Source organism: Pseudomonas huaxiensis (genome assembly GCF_003231275.1).
In the GTDB taxonomy this organism is placed as follows: Bacteria; Pseudomonadota; Gammaproteobacteria; order Pseudomonadales; family Pseudomonadaceae; genus Aquipseudomonas; species Aquipseudomonas huaxiensis.
The window spans coordinates 16648-32670 of record NZ_QKVL01000015.1; the positions used below are offsets into that span (position 1 = coordinate 16648).

The window sequence follows — 16023 nt, forward strand, 5'->3', positions numbered from 1 at the left end:
CTGCAGGTGGCTGAGAAGTAACAAACAAAAAAGCCGGCGGTTTGGGTAATGCCAGTCAGTTAAACCTGTTGAGGCCCTTCGCGAGCAAGCTCGCTCCTACACTGTAGGAGCGAGCTTGCTCGCGAAGGGCTGCAAAGCGGCCCCAATGGGTTTAACTGACAGGCATTATGCGGTTTGAGCGGTATTTGCCAGCGATGAGACCTTTTCGGTACAACAAAGCCAATCAGACCAACGACTTATCCCCCCGCAACTCCCGCGCCGCCGCCACCATGTTCACCAGCGCCGCCTCGGTCTCTGGCCAGCCCCGCGTCTTCAGCCCGCAGTCCGGGTTGACCCACAGACGCTCCGCCGGAATCCGCTTCGCCGCCTTGCGCAGCAGTTTGACGATCTCTTCCTTGGCCGGCACGCGTGGCGAGTGGATGTCGTAGACGCCCGGGCCGATCTCGTTCGGGTAGTCGAACTTCTCGAAGGCCTCCAGCAACTCCATGTCCGAACGTGAGGTCTCGATGGTGATGACGTCGGCGTCCATCGCGGCGATCGACTCAATCACGTCGTTGAACTCGCTGTAGCACATATGGGTGTGGATCTGGGTTTCGTCACGCACACCTGAGGCGCACAGGCGGAAGGCTTCGGTCGCCCAATCCAGATAATGTCCCCACGCGCTCTGGCGCAGCGGCAGGCCTTCGCGGAAGGCGGCTTCGTCAATCTGCACGATCTTGATGCCGGCGGCTTCCAGGTCCACCACTTCGTCGCGGATCGCCAGCGCCAACTGCCGCGCCTGGACTTCACGGCTCACGTCTTCCCGCGGGAATGACCACATCAGCATAGTCACCGGGCCGGTCAGCATGCCCTTCATCACTTTGTCGGTCAGGCCCTGAGCGTAGCGAATCCACTCGACGGTCATGGCTTTCGGACGGCTCAGGTCACCGAAGATCACTGCCGGTTTCACGCAGCGCGAACCGTAGCTCTGCACCCAGCCAAAACGGGTGAAGACATAGCCGTCGATCTGCTCGGCGAAGTACTCGACCATGTCGTTGCGCTCGGCTTCACCGTGCACCAGCACGTCGAGGCCCAGTTGCTCCTGGATCTGCACGGCGTGGCGGATCTCGCTCTGCATCGCTTCGACGTAATCGGACTCGGTCAGCTTGCCCTGCTTGAAGGACTGCCGCGCCAGGCGGATCGCCGAAGTCTGTGGGAAAGAACCGATAGTGGTGGTCGGGAACGCGGGCAGATCGAGGCCGGCACGTTGCTTGGCGATGCGCTGTTCGAAAGCGGAAAGGCGCTGGCTGTCAGCAGGTTTGATCGCCGCCAGACGCGCCTGTACCGCTGGCTTGTGAATACGGGGCGAGGCGGCGCGGCTGGCCTGCACGGCATGGCTCTGTGCCAGGGCAGTAATCACGTCAGCAGCTTCCGGCTCGTTGATGGCCTTGGTCAGCACAGCGACTTCCTGGCATTTCTGCACGGCGAAGGCCAGCCAGCTTTTCAGCTCGGTATCCAGCTTGTCTTCGCGGCCCAGGTCCACCGGGCTGTGCAGCAGCGAGCAGGACGGCGCGACCCAGAGACGGTCACCCAAGCGAGCCGCAGCGTGGCGCAGGACGTCCAGTGCTTTTTCCAGGTCGCAGCGCCAGACGTTACGGCCGTTGACCACACCCAGGGACAACACTTTGTAAGCCGGCAGACGATCGAGGATGGTCGGGTACTGCTCCGGCGCGCGGACCAGATCGATGTGCAGGCCCTCCACCGGCAGATTGGCGGCCAGGCCGAGGTTGTCTTCCAGGCCACCGAAGTAGGTGGCGATCATCTTCTTCAGCGGCGCCCGCTGCAGGATGTTGTAAACGCGCTCGTAGGCATTCTTCCAATCCTGCGGCAGGTCGAGGACCAGAATCGGCTCATCGATCTGCACCCACTCTACGCCCTGTTCGGCCAGGCGATTGAAAATCTGGTCGTACAGCGGCAACAGGCGATCGACCAGATCGAGCTTGTCGAACTCGACGCCCTTGGTCTTGCCCAGCCACAGGTAGGTCAGCGGGCCGATCACCACCGGCTTGACCGCATGGCCCAGGGCCTTGGCTTCTTCGACTTCATCGAACAGTTGCTCCCAGCTCAGTTCGAACTGCTGATCGTCGCTGAACTCAGGCACCAGATAGTGGTAGTTGGTGTCGAACCACTTGGTCATTTCCTGGGCATGGGCGCCGCCGCAACAACCGCCACTGACGCCACGGGCCATGGCGAACAGGGTCTGCAGGGTCGGCTTGGCATCGCCGTGGCTGCGGAAGCGCTCGGGGATCACGCCGAAGGTCAGCGAGTGGGTCAGCACCTGGTCGTACCAGGCGAAGTCGCCGACCGGCAGCAGCTCGATACCGGCGTCTTTCTGTGCCTGCCAATGGCTGGCGCGCAGATCGCGGCCAACAGCGCGCAGACCGGCTTCATCCAGTTCGCCTTTCCAGAACGCTTCCTGTGCCTTTTTCAGTTCACGGTCGCGTCCGATGCGTGGAAAGCCCAGGTTATGTGCCAAAGCCATGTGTAGTTCCCTCACCCTAAAAATGAATGAGGGAATTGTCGGGATTCGCATTAAATGAGACAAACTCATTTTCTTAACGATGATCTAGAGATTCACTCATGTTCTGTTTTTCCGGGGATGTCTTTTTCAAATCAGTTTCGTACGGTCTCGGGCATGGACTCGCCGCCAACATGGTCCAGAATGGCCGCACGGTCAGCCCGCGCGGGTAACGAGAAATCATGAATGTGTTGAAACAGGCGCTACGGCAAAAGCAGTTCGTGTGCGTCATGGAGTTCGTGCCCAAGCCGCAGCGTTTTGCCGCGTTCGAACAGGTGATGGCGCGTAGCGAGTTCCGCGGCTGGCCAATGATCGCGGCCATCGGCGATCGCGTGGGCAGCGCGTTCGACCTGTCGCCCGAAGAAGCCTTCACCACCCTCACCCGGCCCATCCCCGCCCTGCTGCACTTCTCCGGCAAGAACCGCGAGCGCCAGGACCTGCTGGCGCAACTGGAACGGATGGACGCCCTCGGCCTCGACCAGTTGCTGATGCTCACCGGCGACCGCCTGCCGGGCCACGAACCCGGCCAACAGTCGGTGCGCTACCTGGAATCGGTACCGGCGTTGCAGATCGTTCGTCAGGCGCGGCCGGACTGGCTGCTCGGCGCCGCCCTCAACCCGTTCAAGTACCGCGAGGAAGAAGGCGGCGCGCAGTATTTCAAGGCCGAAAAGAAGCTGGCCGCAGGCGCGGACTTCATGACCCTGCAACTGGGTTTCGACATGGACAAGTTCCGCGAAGCCTTCGACTGGATGAGCCGACAACCCTCACCCAAGCCGCTGCTGGCCTGCATCATGAGCCTCACCCGCGGGCGGGCGAGCATGCTCGAACAGGTCGCCGGGGTCACCGTTTCGCCGTCGATGCACGCGCTGATGGCGGCGGAAGAAGCCGTCTCGAAAGACCATGCCCAGGCCCGCAGCGTCGAGCGGCTGGCGCTGCAGATCATCGGGCTGCGGTTGATCGGCTATGCCGGCATCCACCTCTCCGGCATCCATGAGGAGCGACAGTTGCAGGCGCTGGAACAGGCGCTCGATCACTGGGAAACGAAGGTCCACACCTCGGAGCAATGGGCACAGGCCTGGGCCGCCAGTTGGCAAATGCCGGGCGTACCGCCAGTGACGTTCCATCCGCCCGGCATGGACTGGCGCGCGGGCGAATCGCGGGTCAGCGCCTCGCCCACGGAAAAGCTCCGCTATCACTTGCTGTCCGGTTTTCACGCGCAACTGTTCAGTCGCACCACCCTGCTGAGCCGCGCCTTCGGCTGGGCGGTGCAGCGACCGCTGTGGTCAACAGCCACGGGAGCACGCTGGCTGCACCGCATCGAACGCAGCCTGAAAAGGCCCTTGGTGGGGTGCGACACCTGCGGCCGCTGTCGCCTTGAAGACACCCTCTACACCTGCCCGGAAACCTGCCCGAAAGGCCTGGCCAACGGGCCTTGCGGCGGCACCCAGCTGAACCGTTGCGAGTTTGGCGACCGGGAGTGCATTCACAGCATCAAGTACCGCATCGCCAAAGCCGTCGGGCAGACAACGGTATTGAGCGAGCGGCTGATTCCCTGCGTGGAAGTGGGTGGACGGCATCAGAGTTCGTGGCCGCAGTGGTTCGAGGTGCAGACGCCGGCAGTGCCTTCTCGGGAATCCGTGACAACCATGGCACCGTGATCAGTGTGGTCAGCCAGCAGGTTCGAATGACCAGAAACCTGGTCAAAGAGTCGATAAAAACGGCTTTCTGACTAGATTAGTGATCATTAGAAAATGCTTCGTTAGAAGACAACCACACCTCCCAACAACGGCCACCCCGCAACAGCCAGCCACACCGCCGTTCGCGCCCGATACGGCAACAACAGCACCAGCGCCAGCCCTGCCAACGAGATCAGCCCGAACCAGCCAATCGGTCCCATCGCCCAGCCCCAGGCCGCGACACTCGCGGCGAAGCTGGCCAACAGCGCCAACCAGCCGCCAACCCGCAGCGCACGACTCAGCATCAGCGAGGGGACGCGCTGCCAGACCTGCTTGAAGTGCCGTTCCAGCCCCAGGCACAAACCCAGCATGCCGCTGTAGGCCAGCAGCCAGCCTGTAGATAACGCGATGCTCATCTCAATTCACCTCCAGGCTGGCGCTCGCGGCGCGCCGGGCGGGGCGTTCCTTGGGCGGCTGGCCGAGTTTCCAGCAACACCCGCCGAGCAAGGCGCCGATCAGTACGGTGGTGATTTCCAGGAGGATGAAGTCGCCACGGTTGACGGTATGGAAGTTCAGCAACGGCAGGGTCAGGCACAGCAGCGCCGCCAGGCCGAGCTGTTCCTGCCAGGCACGCAGCCATGGCCGGACGATGGCGTGGCCGAGGGTCGCCAGCCAGATCAGGAAGAACACCCGCACCTCCCAGCCGCCGCGCTGCGCCAGTTCCACCGGCAGCAGGCGGTTGGCCCAGAGCAGGCCGATGCAGGCCAGCGACAGGCCGGCCACCACGGCGACGTTGAGCCGCTCGGCAACATGGTAGAGCAGCGCGCCGAGGGCGCCTTCGCTGTCGTGTCGGCGGCGGCGCTTGACGGTGAACAGCACCAGTCCGGTCGCGATCATCGCGCAACTCGCCAGGCCACAAAGGAAGTACAGCCAGCGCATCGGATAACCGCCGAACTGGGCGAAGTGCATGCCGGACATCACACGCTGGGTCAGCAGGCTCGGGCGGCTCTCGGCGGGCGCGCGCAGCACTTTGCCGCTGACGCCGTCGAAGACCATGCTCTGACCCTTGGTCAGTTCGATGCGGTTGCCGAGGATCGGCCGTACTTCGATACGCGCGTCGCTGCGCCCAGGGTTCTGGATCGACAACCCGGACAACGGGCCCATGGCCTTTTCCGCCTCGGCGAGTAGCGGCGCCAAGGGGGTCAACGGTGCCGCTTCACCACGGGCCCTGCCCGCCTCACCGCCGCGTCCGCCGCCCGCATGTTCGCCGCGCGACTGCCCCTGCTGAGCAGCGTTTGCCGGCGCCGCATGTTGCGCCGCCGGCATGCCGCGCAAGGCCCGGTTCAGCGCATCGCGATCGCCATCGAACAGCGCGTCGGACGCCGCCGGCATATAGATCAGGTAGAAAATCACCAGCCCGGTGTAGGTGATCATCAGGTGGAAGGGCAGCACCAGCACGGCCGTGGCGTTGTGCGCGTCGAGCCAGGAGCGCTGGCCCTTGGCCGGGCGGAAGGTGAAGAACTCCTTGAAGAATTTCTTGTGGATAACGATGCCGCTGATCAGCGCCGCGAGCATCGCCATGGCCGCCAGCCCGACCACCCAGATGCCGATGTTGCGCGGTAGGTTGAGGGTAAAGTGGAAGCGGAAGAAGAAACCGCCGCCCGCGGTTTCGCGCACGTCCAGCGGCTCGCCGGTGTGTGGGTCGAGCGCGGTGCCGCCGCCACGGCGCTGCTCGCCGGCGGAAACGGTGAGGTTCGGCGAACGCTCGCCAGGCAGGCCGATATTCCAGGCGCTGGCGCCGGGATGATTGCGTTGCAGGTAATCCAGCCCGCGCTGCACGGCCTCGTCCTGACTCAGATTGTGGGTCGGGATTTCCGGGCGCATCCAGCCGTCGATTTCCTTGTCGAACACCGCGAGGGTACCGGTCAGGAAAATCGCAAACAGGACCCAGCCGAAGATCAGCCCGCTCCAGGTGTGCATCCACGAGAGCGATTGGGTGATGGTCTTCGGTTTCATCTCAGGGTCTCCATCAGTTGCGGCCAGAAGCCGATCACCGCCAACGGCACTGCCAGCGCCAGCCCGGCCCAGACGCGGGCGGCGCTGCGGCAGGCGAAGGCCCAGAGGATAAAGGCGGTGTAGACGGCGAAGGACAGCAGGCTGGCGCTGATCAGGGCATCGACCTTGTCCAGCGGCAACAGCCGGGCCAGGGCGGCGGTGAAGGCGTAGGTGAAGGCGTAACCGCCCAGAATCGCGGCGACGATGCGGGAGAGCATCGGCCAGGAGAAGGTTGTTGTTTTCATGGGGGGCCTCATCAAAAAGAGGACGGAGCCGGGCCGCTTTGTGCTGGCCTCATCGCTGGCAAGCCAGCTCCCACAGGCCGGCGCACACCGATCCTGTGGGAGCTGGCTTGCCAGCGATGGGGCCAGCACAGGCGACCCCGATGCCCCTCCCTGACCATCACGGCGGCCAGGGAGGCAGGTCACATCAGAAGCTGGTCGTCACCGACGCATAGAACGCACGACCCGGTTCGTTGTACGTGCTCGCCCCCGAGCTGGTGCCGGCGCCTTCGCGGTACACGCGCTTGTCGAACAGGTTGTTGATGCCCGCACCGAACGACAGGTTCTTGTTCACTTCATACGTGCCGCCAACACCCCAGACATGGTACGGATCGAGGGTCTTCAGCTCGTTCTGCGCGGTGACGTCGACGTCACGGGTCGGGTTGAAGCGGCGCGGTTCCTGCTTGCCGTAGTAGGTGCCGGTCAGGCTCAGGGCCAGGGCCTGGGTCACCTGCCAGTCGAGCATGGTGTTGACGGTGTATTCCGGCACCACCGACAGCGGGTTGCCGTCGCTGTCTTCGTTGGAATCCATGTAGGTGAGGTTGCTGTTCCAGCTCAGGATCTCGCCGGCCTCGCCCAGCAGCGGCACGCCGATGTTGCCTTCCCAGCCCTTGACCACGGCATCCTTGGCGTTGTCCCAGCGCAGGATCGCTTCGTTGGCCGAGGTGCGTCCGGCGAGGTCGTTGGACGAGACGATCTTGTTCTCGTAGTCGTTGCGGAAGTAGGTCAGGCCGGCGCTCCAACCGTCGCGGGCAAAGCTGATGCCCAGCTCTTTGTTGATGCTGATTTCCGGGTCGAGGTTGGCGTTGCCCACCACGTAGCAGCCCGTCGAACTCAGGCTCGGCGCACAGCCGTTGCCATTGCTGCGGTACAGGTAGTTGGGGTTGGACTGGTACAGGTTCGGCGCCTTGAAGGCCCGGGCGACGCCACCTTTGAGGGTGATGTCATCGGTGAGCTTGTACGAGGTGTTCAGGCTCGGGCTCCAGTTGGCGCCGAACTGGTCGTGGTGGTCCAGGCGCAGGCCCGGCGTCAGGTACCAGTTGGGTGTGAGCTCGATGTTGTCTTCGGCATACACCGCCATGATGGTGGAGTCCATGTCGGTGGCCCGCGCGCCCGCAGCGGAGTTCGGCAGGGTGGTGCCGATGGCGCGGTTCATGGTGCTCGGGTCGTCCAGTTCCTGGTAATTCCACTCGGCACCGAGGGTCAGGGTCTGCGCCACCAGCACCTGCAGCGGGATGTCCAGTTGGCCCTGGACCAGGTAGCTGTCGTAGGTGCTCAGGGACTTGTCGTTGCCACTGATATCGCCGTCGACCGAACCGGTCTGGCCTTCCAGCAGGCGATCGTTGCGGGTCTTCTCGTACTGCGCGAGCAGGCGCGAGGTGCCGAATTCCCAGTCACCACGGTGGGTGACGGAGAAGTTCTGCCGGTACATCGTGTTGGTTTCGCGACCGAGCCACTGGTTGACCGTGCTGCCCGGGGTCAACGAATCAGTGCCGCCGGTGCCGACGTCACCGGTGTAGATGTTGCCCTGGCGGCTGAAGCCGGTTTCGAAATCGAGGGTCTGCTGGTTGTCCAGCGCCCAGCTCAGCAGCGCGTTGACGTCCTTGTTGCGTACGCCTTCGCGGCCTGCGGCGAGGGACGCACCGGAAGCAGTGTCGGTGTGAGCCTGGTTGATGTCGGCGTCGTCGGCATCGGTCTTGTTCAGGTTGCCGTAGACGCGGAAGGTCAGCGAGTCGGTCAGCGGGCCGGCGAGGCTGAAGGTGGTGCGCTTGGTCACGCCCTCGGCGTCGTCTTCGGGCAGATTGGTGAAGGCCGAGATGCTGCCGGTCAGGGCCTGGGTCGGACGCTTGGTGATGATGTTGACCACGCCGCCCATGGAGCCGGAACCGTAACGCGCCGCGGCCGGGCCGCGCAGGACTTCGATGCTCTCGACTTCGTTGGCCGGCACCCAGTTGCTGTCGCCACGGGTGTCGCGTTCGCCGGAGCGGGTGTAGCGCACCGAGTTGCGTGACGTGACCGGCTTGCCATCGATCAGGATGAGGGTGTTTTCCGGGCCCATGCCGCGCAGGTCGATCTGCCGGTTGTTGCCACGGGTACCGCTGGCGCTGTTGCCAGTGAGGTTGACGCCGGGCATCTTGCGGACGATCTCGGACAGGTCGTTGACCGGCGGGCGTTTCTTGATGTCTTCAGCGGTAATCAGAGAGACGCCGGGCGCCTGCTTCAGCTCTTCCGCGGCAGTGGCCACCACATGGGTGTCGCTCAGCTCCAGCGCCTCTGCGGTCTGCGCGTCGGGCGCGGCCAGCAGGGTCGAAGGGGATGCGGCCAACAGGGCCAGGCAAAGATGGTTGAGCTTGAATCGGGGTTGCATCGACGACGCTCCTTTCGCAATGAGGGCATGCAGAAAAGGAGCGAGAGGAATGGAAAAACGATGACATCCGACTCGCCCCAAGTCTGCCCGGGACGAGCGCGAATGCTATAGATTCGTAAATGAGAGTAAATCTTTTTTACATTTCATACATTTTCAGCCTGAGGTTTACGCGCAGCCCTGGCGTGCGGTTTTGCGCCCAGACTTCACCGCCCTGCAACTGCACCACACTGCGCGCGATCGACAGCCCCAGGCCGAAACCGTCGCCGCCGGGACGCGCGGCGTTGAGCCGGGTGAAGGGCTGGAAAATGCTTTCCAGCTTGGCCGGTGCCACACCCGGGCCCTGGTCTTCGATCCACAGGTGCCAGTCATCGCCATCGCGGTTGCCACCCAGGCGCACGATCCCGCCGGGCGGCGAGTGGCGCACGGCGTTGCGCAGGATGTTTTCCATCGCCTGGGCCAGGCTGTTGAGGTTGCCGAGCACGGCGCAGCCCGCAGGCAGGTCGTTGTGCAACTGCTCGGCGGGCCAGCCGCTTTCGTAGCAGACGTCCTCACACAACACCTCCCACAAGCGCCCGATATCCACAGGTTCCAGCGGCAGCAGCGGGCGTTCGGTGTCGAGCCAGACCAGCTCAAGGGTGTCGTTGATCAGCCGCTCCATGCTCTGCACTTCCCGCTCAAGACGCTGACGCAGCGCGACGGTGTCCTGCTCGCGCTCGCCGGTGACGCGCAGACGACTCAAGGGTGTACGCAGTTCGTGGGACAGGTCGCGGAGCAACTGGCGCTGGAAGCCGACGGTGTTTTCCAGGCGCCCGGCCATGTGGTCGAACGCCCTCGCCAGCTCGCCCAATTCATCACGCCGGCGAGTGAGTTGCGTGCCGACCCGGGCCGAGAGATTGCCGGTACTCAGGGCGTTGGCCTGGCGGCGCAGAATCACCATGGGCGCGATCACCGTGCGGTACAGCAACACGCCCAGACCCAGCGCCAGGCAGGCCGGCAACAGCCGCTCCAGCAACAGTCGCCACAGATGGTTGTACTTGCGCGGGTCCAGCCGCGGCGGCAGGTCCATCACCAGCCGGGCTTCGCTGTCACTGAACGGGATGTAGAACGTCGGCGTGCCACCGGGCCGGCCCACTGACCAGTCCAGAGTTCGCATGAAGTTGAGTTTCTTGCGCTCGCGCCCGCGTAACGGGCGTGACGACAACGACATGTCATGCTGCCCGACCACCGCCGCCCAGACGCCCTCTCGTTCCCTTAACGACGCCAGAAACTCATCCACACCGGGCGTGCCGTTTTCGGTCCAGGCGCTCTCTGCCTCGTGTGCGTAGTCGGCGAGAATCTGTCGGGTCGGCTCAGGCAATTTGGCGGTCGAGGTCTCGATGCGCTGGCTGACATCCACGTGCAGGCTGATGATCAACAGGCTCAACAGGGCAATGCCACCCACCAGTTTCCAGAACAGCGAATGGCGATCGGGCAGCGTCATGGCGTCACGCGTTTGAGCACATAACCGGCGCCGCGCACCGTCTCCACCCGGCCGGCGCTGTAGCCGATGGACTGCAATTTGCGGCGAATATGGCTGACGTGCATGTCGAGGCTGCGATCGTGGATCGAGTAGGCCCGGTGCAGCGCCTGCTGGTAAAGGAAGGTCTTGCTCAGCACTTCGTTGGGCGAGTGCAGCAGGGTTTCGAGGATGCGGTATTCGGTGCTGGTGAGATCCGCCCAGACACCGTTGTTGCACACATCGCTGCGCAGCGGATCGAAGGTCAGGTCAAGCGCCTGGCCCAGCGCCTCATGGCCGCTGTGATCTGCCCGCTCGTAGGCCACGCGACGCAGGATCGCGTCGATGCGCACATCCATCTCGCCCATGCTGAACGGCTTGGGGAGGTAGTCGTCGGCGCCCTGGCTGAACCCGACGATACGGTCCTGCTCGGCCCCCAGCGCCGACATCAGAATCACCGGCACCCGCTGGCGCCGGCGCAATTCGGCGAGCATCTCCAGGCCATTGCTGTCCGGCAGCAGGATATCCAGCAGCACCAGGTCATAGGCGCCGTCGCGCACTAGCTCGACCACGTCACTGGCGTCATGCCGCACCGTCACGGCAAACCCGCGTTGGCCCAGGTGGCTGTCGATATGGGCGGACAACACCGGGTCGTCCTCGATGGCGAGGATACGGATCGGAGCGCGTGGGGAAGCAGCGGGCTGCATGGGGGACACCTTGCAAATGAGAATGTTTCTTTGTCGCGCATTCTGACTAAAGATGGGGAAGATGCCCACAGGGTGATGTCTATTTTTTATTCGCTGATCCGGTACTGATTAAAACAGCCCCCCTCAGTGCATGAGGGGGGACAAGCCTACATTCTCAAAACTCCCACTTCGTCGTCACCATCACATTCCGCGGTTCTCCATAACTTCCGCTATAGAAGTTCTCATCCAGCGAACTCACGTACTTCTTGTCGAACAGGTTGTTGACCGTCGCGGTCGCCGACCATTGGGAGGTGAGCTGGTAGCGGGCCATCAGGCCGACCGTGGCGTAGTCGTCCTGCTTGTAGGTCGACGGCGATGGCAACATCCAGCTTTCGGAGGTGAAGTGGATGCTGCTCTGCCAGTTCACACCGCCGCCAACGGTCAGGCGCTCCAGCGCGCCGGGCAGGCGGTAGGTGGTCCAGAGTTTGAAGATGTCTGTCGGGATGATGGTCTTGATCCGCTCGCCTTCGCTGTCTTTGACCCGCGAGTGGCTGTAGCTGGCATCGACGTTCCAGCCCGGGAGGATCTCGCCGCTGACTTCCATTTCGAAACCACGGGTGGTGGTTTTCTTCGCGGCGTAGGCGGTGTCGTAGTCGGTGCCGATGATGATGCCGTCAGCCACGTTGTCGTTTTCCAGCTTCACCTCGAACAGCGCGATGGCGGTGTTCAGGCGACCGTCGAAGTACTCGCCCTTGAGGCCGATTTCGTAGTTGTCGCCTTCTCGCGGGTCGAGCAGTTTGCCGCTCTGGTCCTTGTAGGTTTGCGGCTTGAAGATGCTGGTGTAGCTGGCGTAGAGCGAGTGGTTGTCGTCGAGGTCGTAGACGACGCCGGCATAGGGCGTGACCTCGCCGCTGACCCGCACCGAATCGTCGGTGTTCAGGTAAACCATCGACGGCACGTTGTAGTGGTAGCTGGCACCGTATTTGTAGTTGCTCACCCGCGCACCGAGCACCAGCGAAAGGTCGTCGGTGGGCTTGAGGCGGGTCGCCAGGTAGGCGCCGTTCTGCCGCTGCTGCAGATTGTCGTCTTCGCGGTTGATGCTGTAGGTCGGGCGCGGGCCGTAGTTGTCCCAGGTGCGGATATTCACCGGCAGGCCGCTGACGAGGTTGTTGCTGCCACCGGACGCGGTGGGATGGCCGAAGCCGTTGCGGCGGTTTTCGTAGTCCTGATAGTTGAAGCCCATGACCAGTTCATGTTCGCGGCCGAAGGCCTGGAACGGGCCGGAGAGCATCAGGTCGAGGCCTTTTTGCTTCTGCCAGTTCTCGCCTTTGGTGGCGGTGTATTTCAGGCCGCTGCCAGTAACCGGATCAACGAAGCCGGTGGAGGTGCCGGCGATCACCGAATCCTAGTCGCGGGTACCGTAGAGGTAGCTGGTGGACAGTTTCAGGGTCCAGTCATTGGCCAGCTTTTGCTCGATGGAGGCGAAGCTGTTGATGATTTCCTGATGGTTGCTGCTGTCGCGGCTGGCCGGGTTGTCGGAGCGCGAGGTGCGCAGTTTGTTGCCGTAGCGATCAAGTAGCGGCAGGCCGGTGGTGGAGAACCCGCGCGGGTCGCTGTCCAGATAGTCCACGCCGACGGTGAGCAAGGTGCTGTCGCTCAGGTCGAATTCGGTGATCCCGTAGAGGATGGTTTTTTCCTGCTGCAGGTGGTCGGTGAAGCTGTTGCCCTGTTGATACGCCGCCACTGCCCGGCCACGCACGTTACCGCTGTCGGTCAGCGGGCCGGAGACGTCCACTTCAGTGCGGTACAGGTCCCAGGAGCCGAGGCCGGCGCTGACATAGCCCTTGAAGGTGTCGGTGGGACGCTTGCGCACCAGGTTGACGGTGCCAGAGGGGTCGCCTGCGCCAGAGAGCAGGCCGGTGGCGCCGCGCACCACTTCGACCCGGTCGTAGATCGCCATGTCCGCCAGCGCATGGGGCAGCGCCTGGCTGAAGGCGAAGGACGTGGTGGGCATGCCATCGAACTGATAGTTGTCGATGGCCAGGCCGCGGGAGAACACGTAGAGCCGGTCGCTGCCCGGGCTCTGCACGTTGAGCCCCGGCGCCTGTTCCAACACCTGGCCGATGCTGCGCAGGTTCTGGTCGTCGATGCGCTGGCGGGTCAGCACGCTCACCGACTGCGGGGTTTCGCGCAGGCTCATGTTCAATTTGGTGGCGGTGTTGGTGGCACCGGTGGTGTAGGAACCCGTGCCTTCGGTGGTGCTCCCCAGCCCCACGCCGGTGACACTGGTCGCGCCCAGTTCCAGCGCGCCGTTGACCTGTGGAATGTCGATCAACACATAGCCGTCCGGGCTGGACTGGGCTTGCAGGCCCTGACCGCGCAGCAGCGTGGCGAAGCCTTCCGGCACGCCATAACTGCCTTGCAGACCAGTGCTGCGCTTGCGCGCCACCTGCTCGGCATTGAAGGAAATCGCCACGCCGGATTCGCGGGCATAACGGCTCAGCACATCACCCAGCGCGCCGGCCGGGATGTCGTAGCGCTGCACCTGTTGCTGGGCCTGGGCCGGCAAGGTCGCGAACAAAGGGGCGCCGACGATGGCGAAGTGGATGGCCAGCGCCAGGGCACTGCTGGCGTTGCGGGGGCGTAGCGATACAGACATCTTGCGTAGTCCTCGTTAGGTGTTGGCTAGTACAAGGACGCACGGCAAACGATTAGTGGAAAAAGGTTTGAGAACTATTTCTGTTCGAGACGCACCCGGGTCAGCCACGGGGTGTAGTGCTCGACCTGAATCGGCAAGCTGCGCGCCAGCAAACGCAATGCACGCTCGCTGTCATCGGCGGGCAGCACTGCGGACACTTTCAGGCCGGCCAGCGCCTTCGCGTCATAGCTCAGGTAACCGCCATGATGACGGGCCAGACGCTCCAGCACCTGGTTCAGCGGCTGCTCGCGAATCACCAGTTGATGAGCGTTCCACGCCTGCTCCAGCCCGACACCGTCCACCGGTTGCGCCGGCTGGATGCCATGACCGTCGAACTGCACCTGCTGACCGGCCGGCACGGTGACGCTGTCGCCGGCGCTCTTCACTTCGGTGCTGGATTCGATCATCGCCAACCGCGTGGACTCACCCAGGCGCTCCACCACGAAGCGCGTGCCCAGGGCGCGCACGCTGCCGTGTTCGGTGAGCACCAGGAAGGGCCGGCTGGCATCCTTGGCCACATCGACGAGGATTTCGCCGCTGACCAGGCGCAGGGTGCGGGTTTGCCCATCGAATTGCAGGTCCACCGCCGAACGGCCATCAAGCTGGATACGGCTGCCGTCGGGCAGTTGCTGGCTGCTCCATTGGCCTACGCCCGTGCGGATATCGGCCAACAGATAGGCCGGCGGAAATTGCTGCAGCGTCAGCCCGGCGGGAATCGCCAGCAGCGCCGCGATGGCCAGCACCTTGAGGCTGCGCCGCGCCCGGGAACGCGGGACCACGGTGCCCAGCGCCGCGCGCACCGGCGCGCTCGGCAGATCATGCAGTGGCGCCAGACTACCCTGTAGCGCCTGAACGGCCTTCAGATGGGCAGGATCGGCAGTCAACCAGACGCGGAAGGCTTCCCGCGCCTCGGCATCCGGTTCGTCATCCATACGCACCAGCCATTTGGCCGCCTGACGCAGCACCGCCGCCGGGAGCTTCACAGCACACCGCCGGCGGCGTGGCATTGCAGCAGTGCCTGGACCAGATCGTTCTGCACGGTCTTGGTCGAGACGTTCAATTGCTCGGCGATCTGCGCATGGCTCAAGCCATCCAGATGGCGCAGGACGAACACCTGGCGCATACGCGGCGACATGTTTTCCAGCGCCCGGGCGATATGTTCCAAGGCCTGCACCGCAGCCATCACCTGTTCCGCAGACGGTACCTGTTCCATGAATTCGGCATGCCGCGCCAGCTCATCGCGGTAAGCCTGCTCGAGCTTGTGTCGCCGGCTGCGATCCACCAACAGGCGCCGCGCCACGGTGGCGAGAAACGCCCGCGGCTCACGCGGCGTGACATAGGCGCCCGCGCCCAGCAAACGGATGAAGGTGTCCTGGGCCGTGTCCGCGGCATTGTGCGGACAATCCAGGCGCCGCCGCAGCCAGCTCAACAGCCAGCCGTGATAGCCCTTGTACAACGCATCGAGACTGTCTGCTGGCGGAGTGGCTTTCATGGGACACAGGACTAAATGGGAATGATTCTATCTTACGGCGCTGACACAGAAAGTTGCAATCCGCTCAACGCACACTGGCGAACAGCACCGTCACGCCCAGCCCGAGCAGCGCCATGCCGATCACCCGGTCCACAAGCAGTTGACGCTCGATCATCACCCGGCGCAGCGGCGCACTGGAAAAGCCCAACGCCACCAGGCTGAACCACAGCCAGTGGGCCACGGACATGAACAGGCCGTAGCCGAATTGCTGCGCCAGCGAGCTGCCCGGTCCGACCACCTGGGTGTAAGCGCTGACCACGAACAGCAGCGTCTTGGGATTGAGCGCGTTGGTGAGAAAACCCGCGACGAAGGTGCCTCTGGCTGCGGGCGCTTCGCCATCCAGTGACAGGCGACGGGTGTTGGTCAGCGAGCTGTAGCCGAGGTAGATCAGGTAGCCGGCGCCGAGCACTTTCATCAACAGGAACAGCGTCGGCGAATGCTGCACCAGCACGGACACCCCGAGCACGGTGTACAACACATGCACCTGTACGCCACAGGCGATGCCGAGCGCGGCGAACAGGCCGCTGCGCCGGCCGAAGGCGTAGCTGGCCCGGGTGACCATGGCGAAATCCGGCCCGGGGCTGATGACCGCCAACACGGTGAACAGGGCAACGGCGATGAGTTCGTTCACAACAGGCTTCCTTTCTGGATACGCGAGAAAATAGCGCAGATCGAC

The 16023-nt window shown here is 63.7% G+C and carries 13 protein-coding genes; 1 reads left to right on the plus strand and 12 read right to left on the minus strand.

All coding sequences use genetic code 11. The features are described 5' to 3' along the window. Window positions 1–223: 223 nt before the first annotated feature. A complete protein-coding gene (gene metE / locus DM374_RS17155; RefSeq protein ID WP_110970945.1) occupies window positions 224–2521 on the minus strand; it encodes a 5-methyltetrahydropteroyltriglutamate--homocysteine S-methyltransferase in 2298 nt (765 codons plus the stop codon). Window positions 2522–2739: 218 nt separating this feature from the next. On the opposite strand from metE, the gene DM374_RS17160 reads away from it, so the two are divergent. Next, window positions 2740–4215, plus strand: coding sequence for a methylenetetrahydrofolate reductase C-terminal domain-containing protein (locus DM374_RS17160; RefSeq protein WP_110970946.1), 1476 nt, complete (start codon window positions 2740–2742; stop codon window positions 4213–4215). A 101-nt stretch (window positions 4216–4316) separates the two neighbouring features. On the opposite strand, the gene DM374_RS17165 is transcribed toward DM374_RS17160, so the two are convergent. The 11 genes from DM374_RS17165 to DM374_RS17210 form a co-directional block, all read right to left on the minus strand. Next, window positions 4317–4649, minus strand: coding sequence for a DUF3325 domain-containing protein (locus DM374_RS17165; RefSeq protein ID WP_110970947.1), 333 nt, complete (start codon window positions 4647–4649; stop codon window positions 4317–4319). 1 nt (window position 4650) lies between these two features. Then, window positions 4651–6249, minus strand: coding sequence for a PepSY-associated TM helix domain-containing protein (locus DM374_RS17170; protein WP_110970948.1), 1599 nt, complete (start codon window positions 6247–6249; stop codon window positions 4651–4653). Further along, window positions 6246–6533: an iron transporter gene (locus tag DM374_RS17175; RefSeq protein WP_110970949.1), complete on the minus strand. Its 288-nt coding sequence runs from the start codon at window positions 6531–6533 to the stop codon at window positions 6246–6248. The genes DM374_RS17170 and DM374_RS17175 overlap by 4 nt, the downstream gene beginning before the upstream one ends. Window positions 6534–6717: 184 nt before the next feature. After that, window positions 6718–8937, minus strand: a complete 2220-nt coding sequence (locus tag DM374_RS17180) for a TonB-dependent siderophore receptor (protein ID WP_110970950.1) — start codon at window positions 8935–8937, stop codon at window positions 6718–6720. 136 nt (window positions 8938–9073) lie between these two features. After that, entirely contained in the window at window positions 9074–10417 is a 1344-nt protein-coding gene (locus DM374_RS17185) for a sensor histidine kinase (protein ID WP_110970951.1), read from the minus strand. Continuing rightward, a complete protein-coding gene (locus DM374_RS17190) occupies window positions 10414–11139 on the minus strand; it encodes a response regulator transcription factor (RefSeq protein ID WP_110970952.1) in 726 nt (241 codons plus the stop codon). Before DM374_RS17190 ends, DM374_RS17185 begins: the two co-directional genes overlap by 4 nt. 154 nt (window positions 11140–11293) lie before the next feature. Continuing rightward, window positions 11294–12517 (minus strand): TonB-dependent siderophore receptor, encoded by a 1224-nt coding sequence (locus DM374_RS33760; RefSeq protein ID WP_225422525.1) that lies wholly within the window; start codon window positions 12515–12517, stop codon window positions 11294–11296. Between the two features lie 6 nt (window positions 12518–12523). Beyond that, complete coding sequence (locus DM374_RS33765; protein WP_225422526.1) at window positions 12524–13777, minus strand: TonB-dependent siderophore receptor; 1254 nt, start codon at window positions 13775–13777, stop codon at window positions 12524–12526. A 74-nt stretch (window positions 13778–13851) separates the two neighbouring features. Next, window positions 13852–14799, minus strand: coding sequence for a FecR family protein (locus tag DM374_RS17200; protein ID WP_225422527.1), 948 nt, complete (start codon window positions 14797–14799; stop codon window positions 13852–13854). Then, the gene (locus DM374_RS17205) at window positions 14796–15308 is read right to left on the minus strand and encodes a sigma-70 family RNA polymerase sigma factor (protein WP_110970954.1); all 513 of its coding nucleotides are present in this window, start codon (window positions 15306–15308) and stop codon (window positions 14796–14798) included. Before DM374_RS17205 ends, DM374_RS17200 begins: the two co-directional genes overlap by 4 nt. 64 nt (window positions 15309–15372) lie before the next feature. After that, complete coding sequence (locus tag DM374_RS17210) at window positions 15373–15978, minus strand: LysE family translocator (RefSeq protein ID WP_110970955.1); 606 nt, start codon at window positions 15976–15978, stop codon at window positions 15373–15375. Between the last annotated feature and the right edge of the window lie 45 nt (window positions 15979–16023).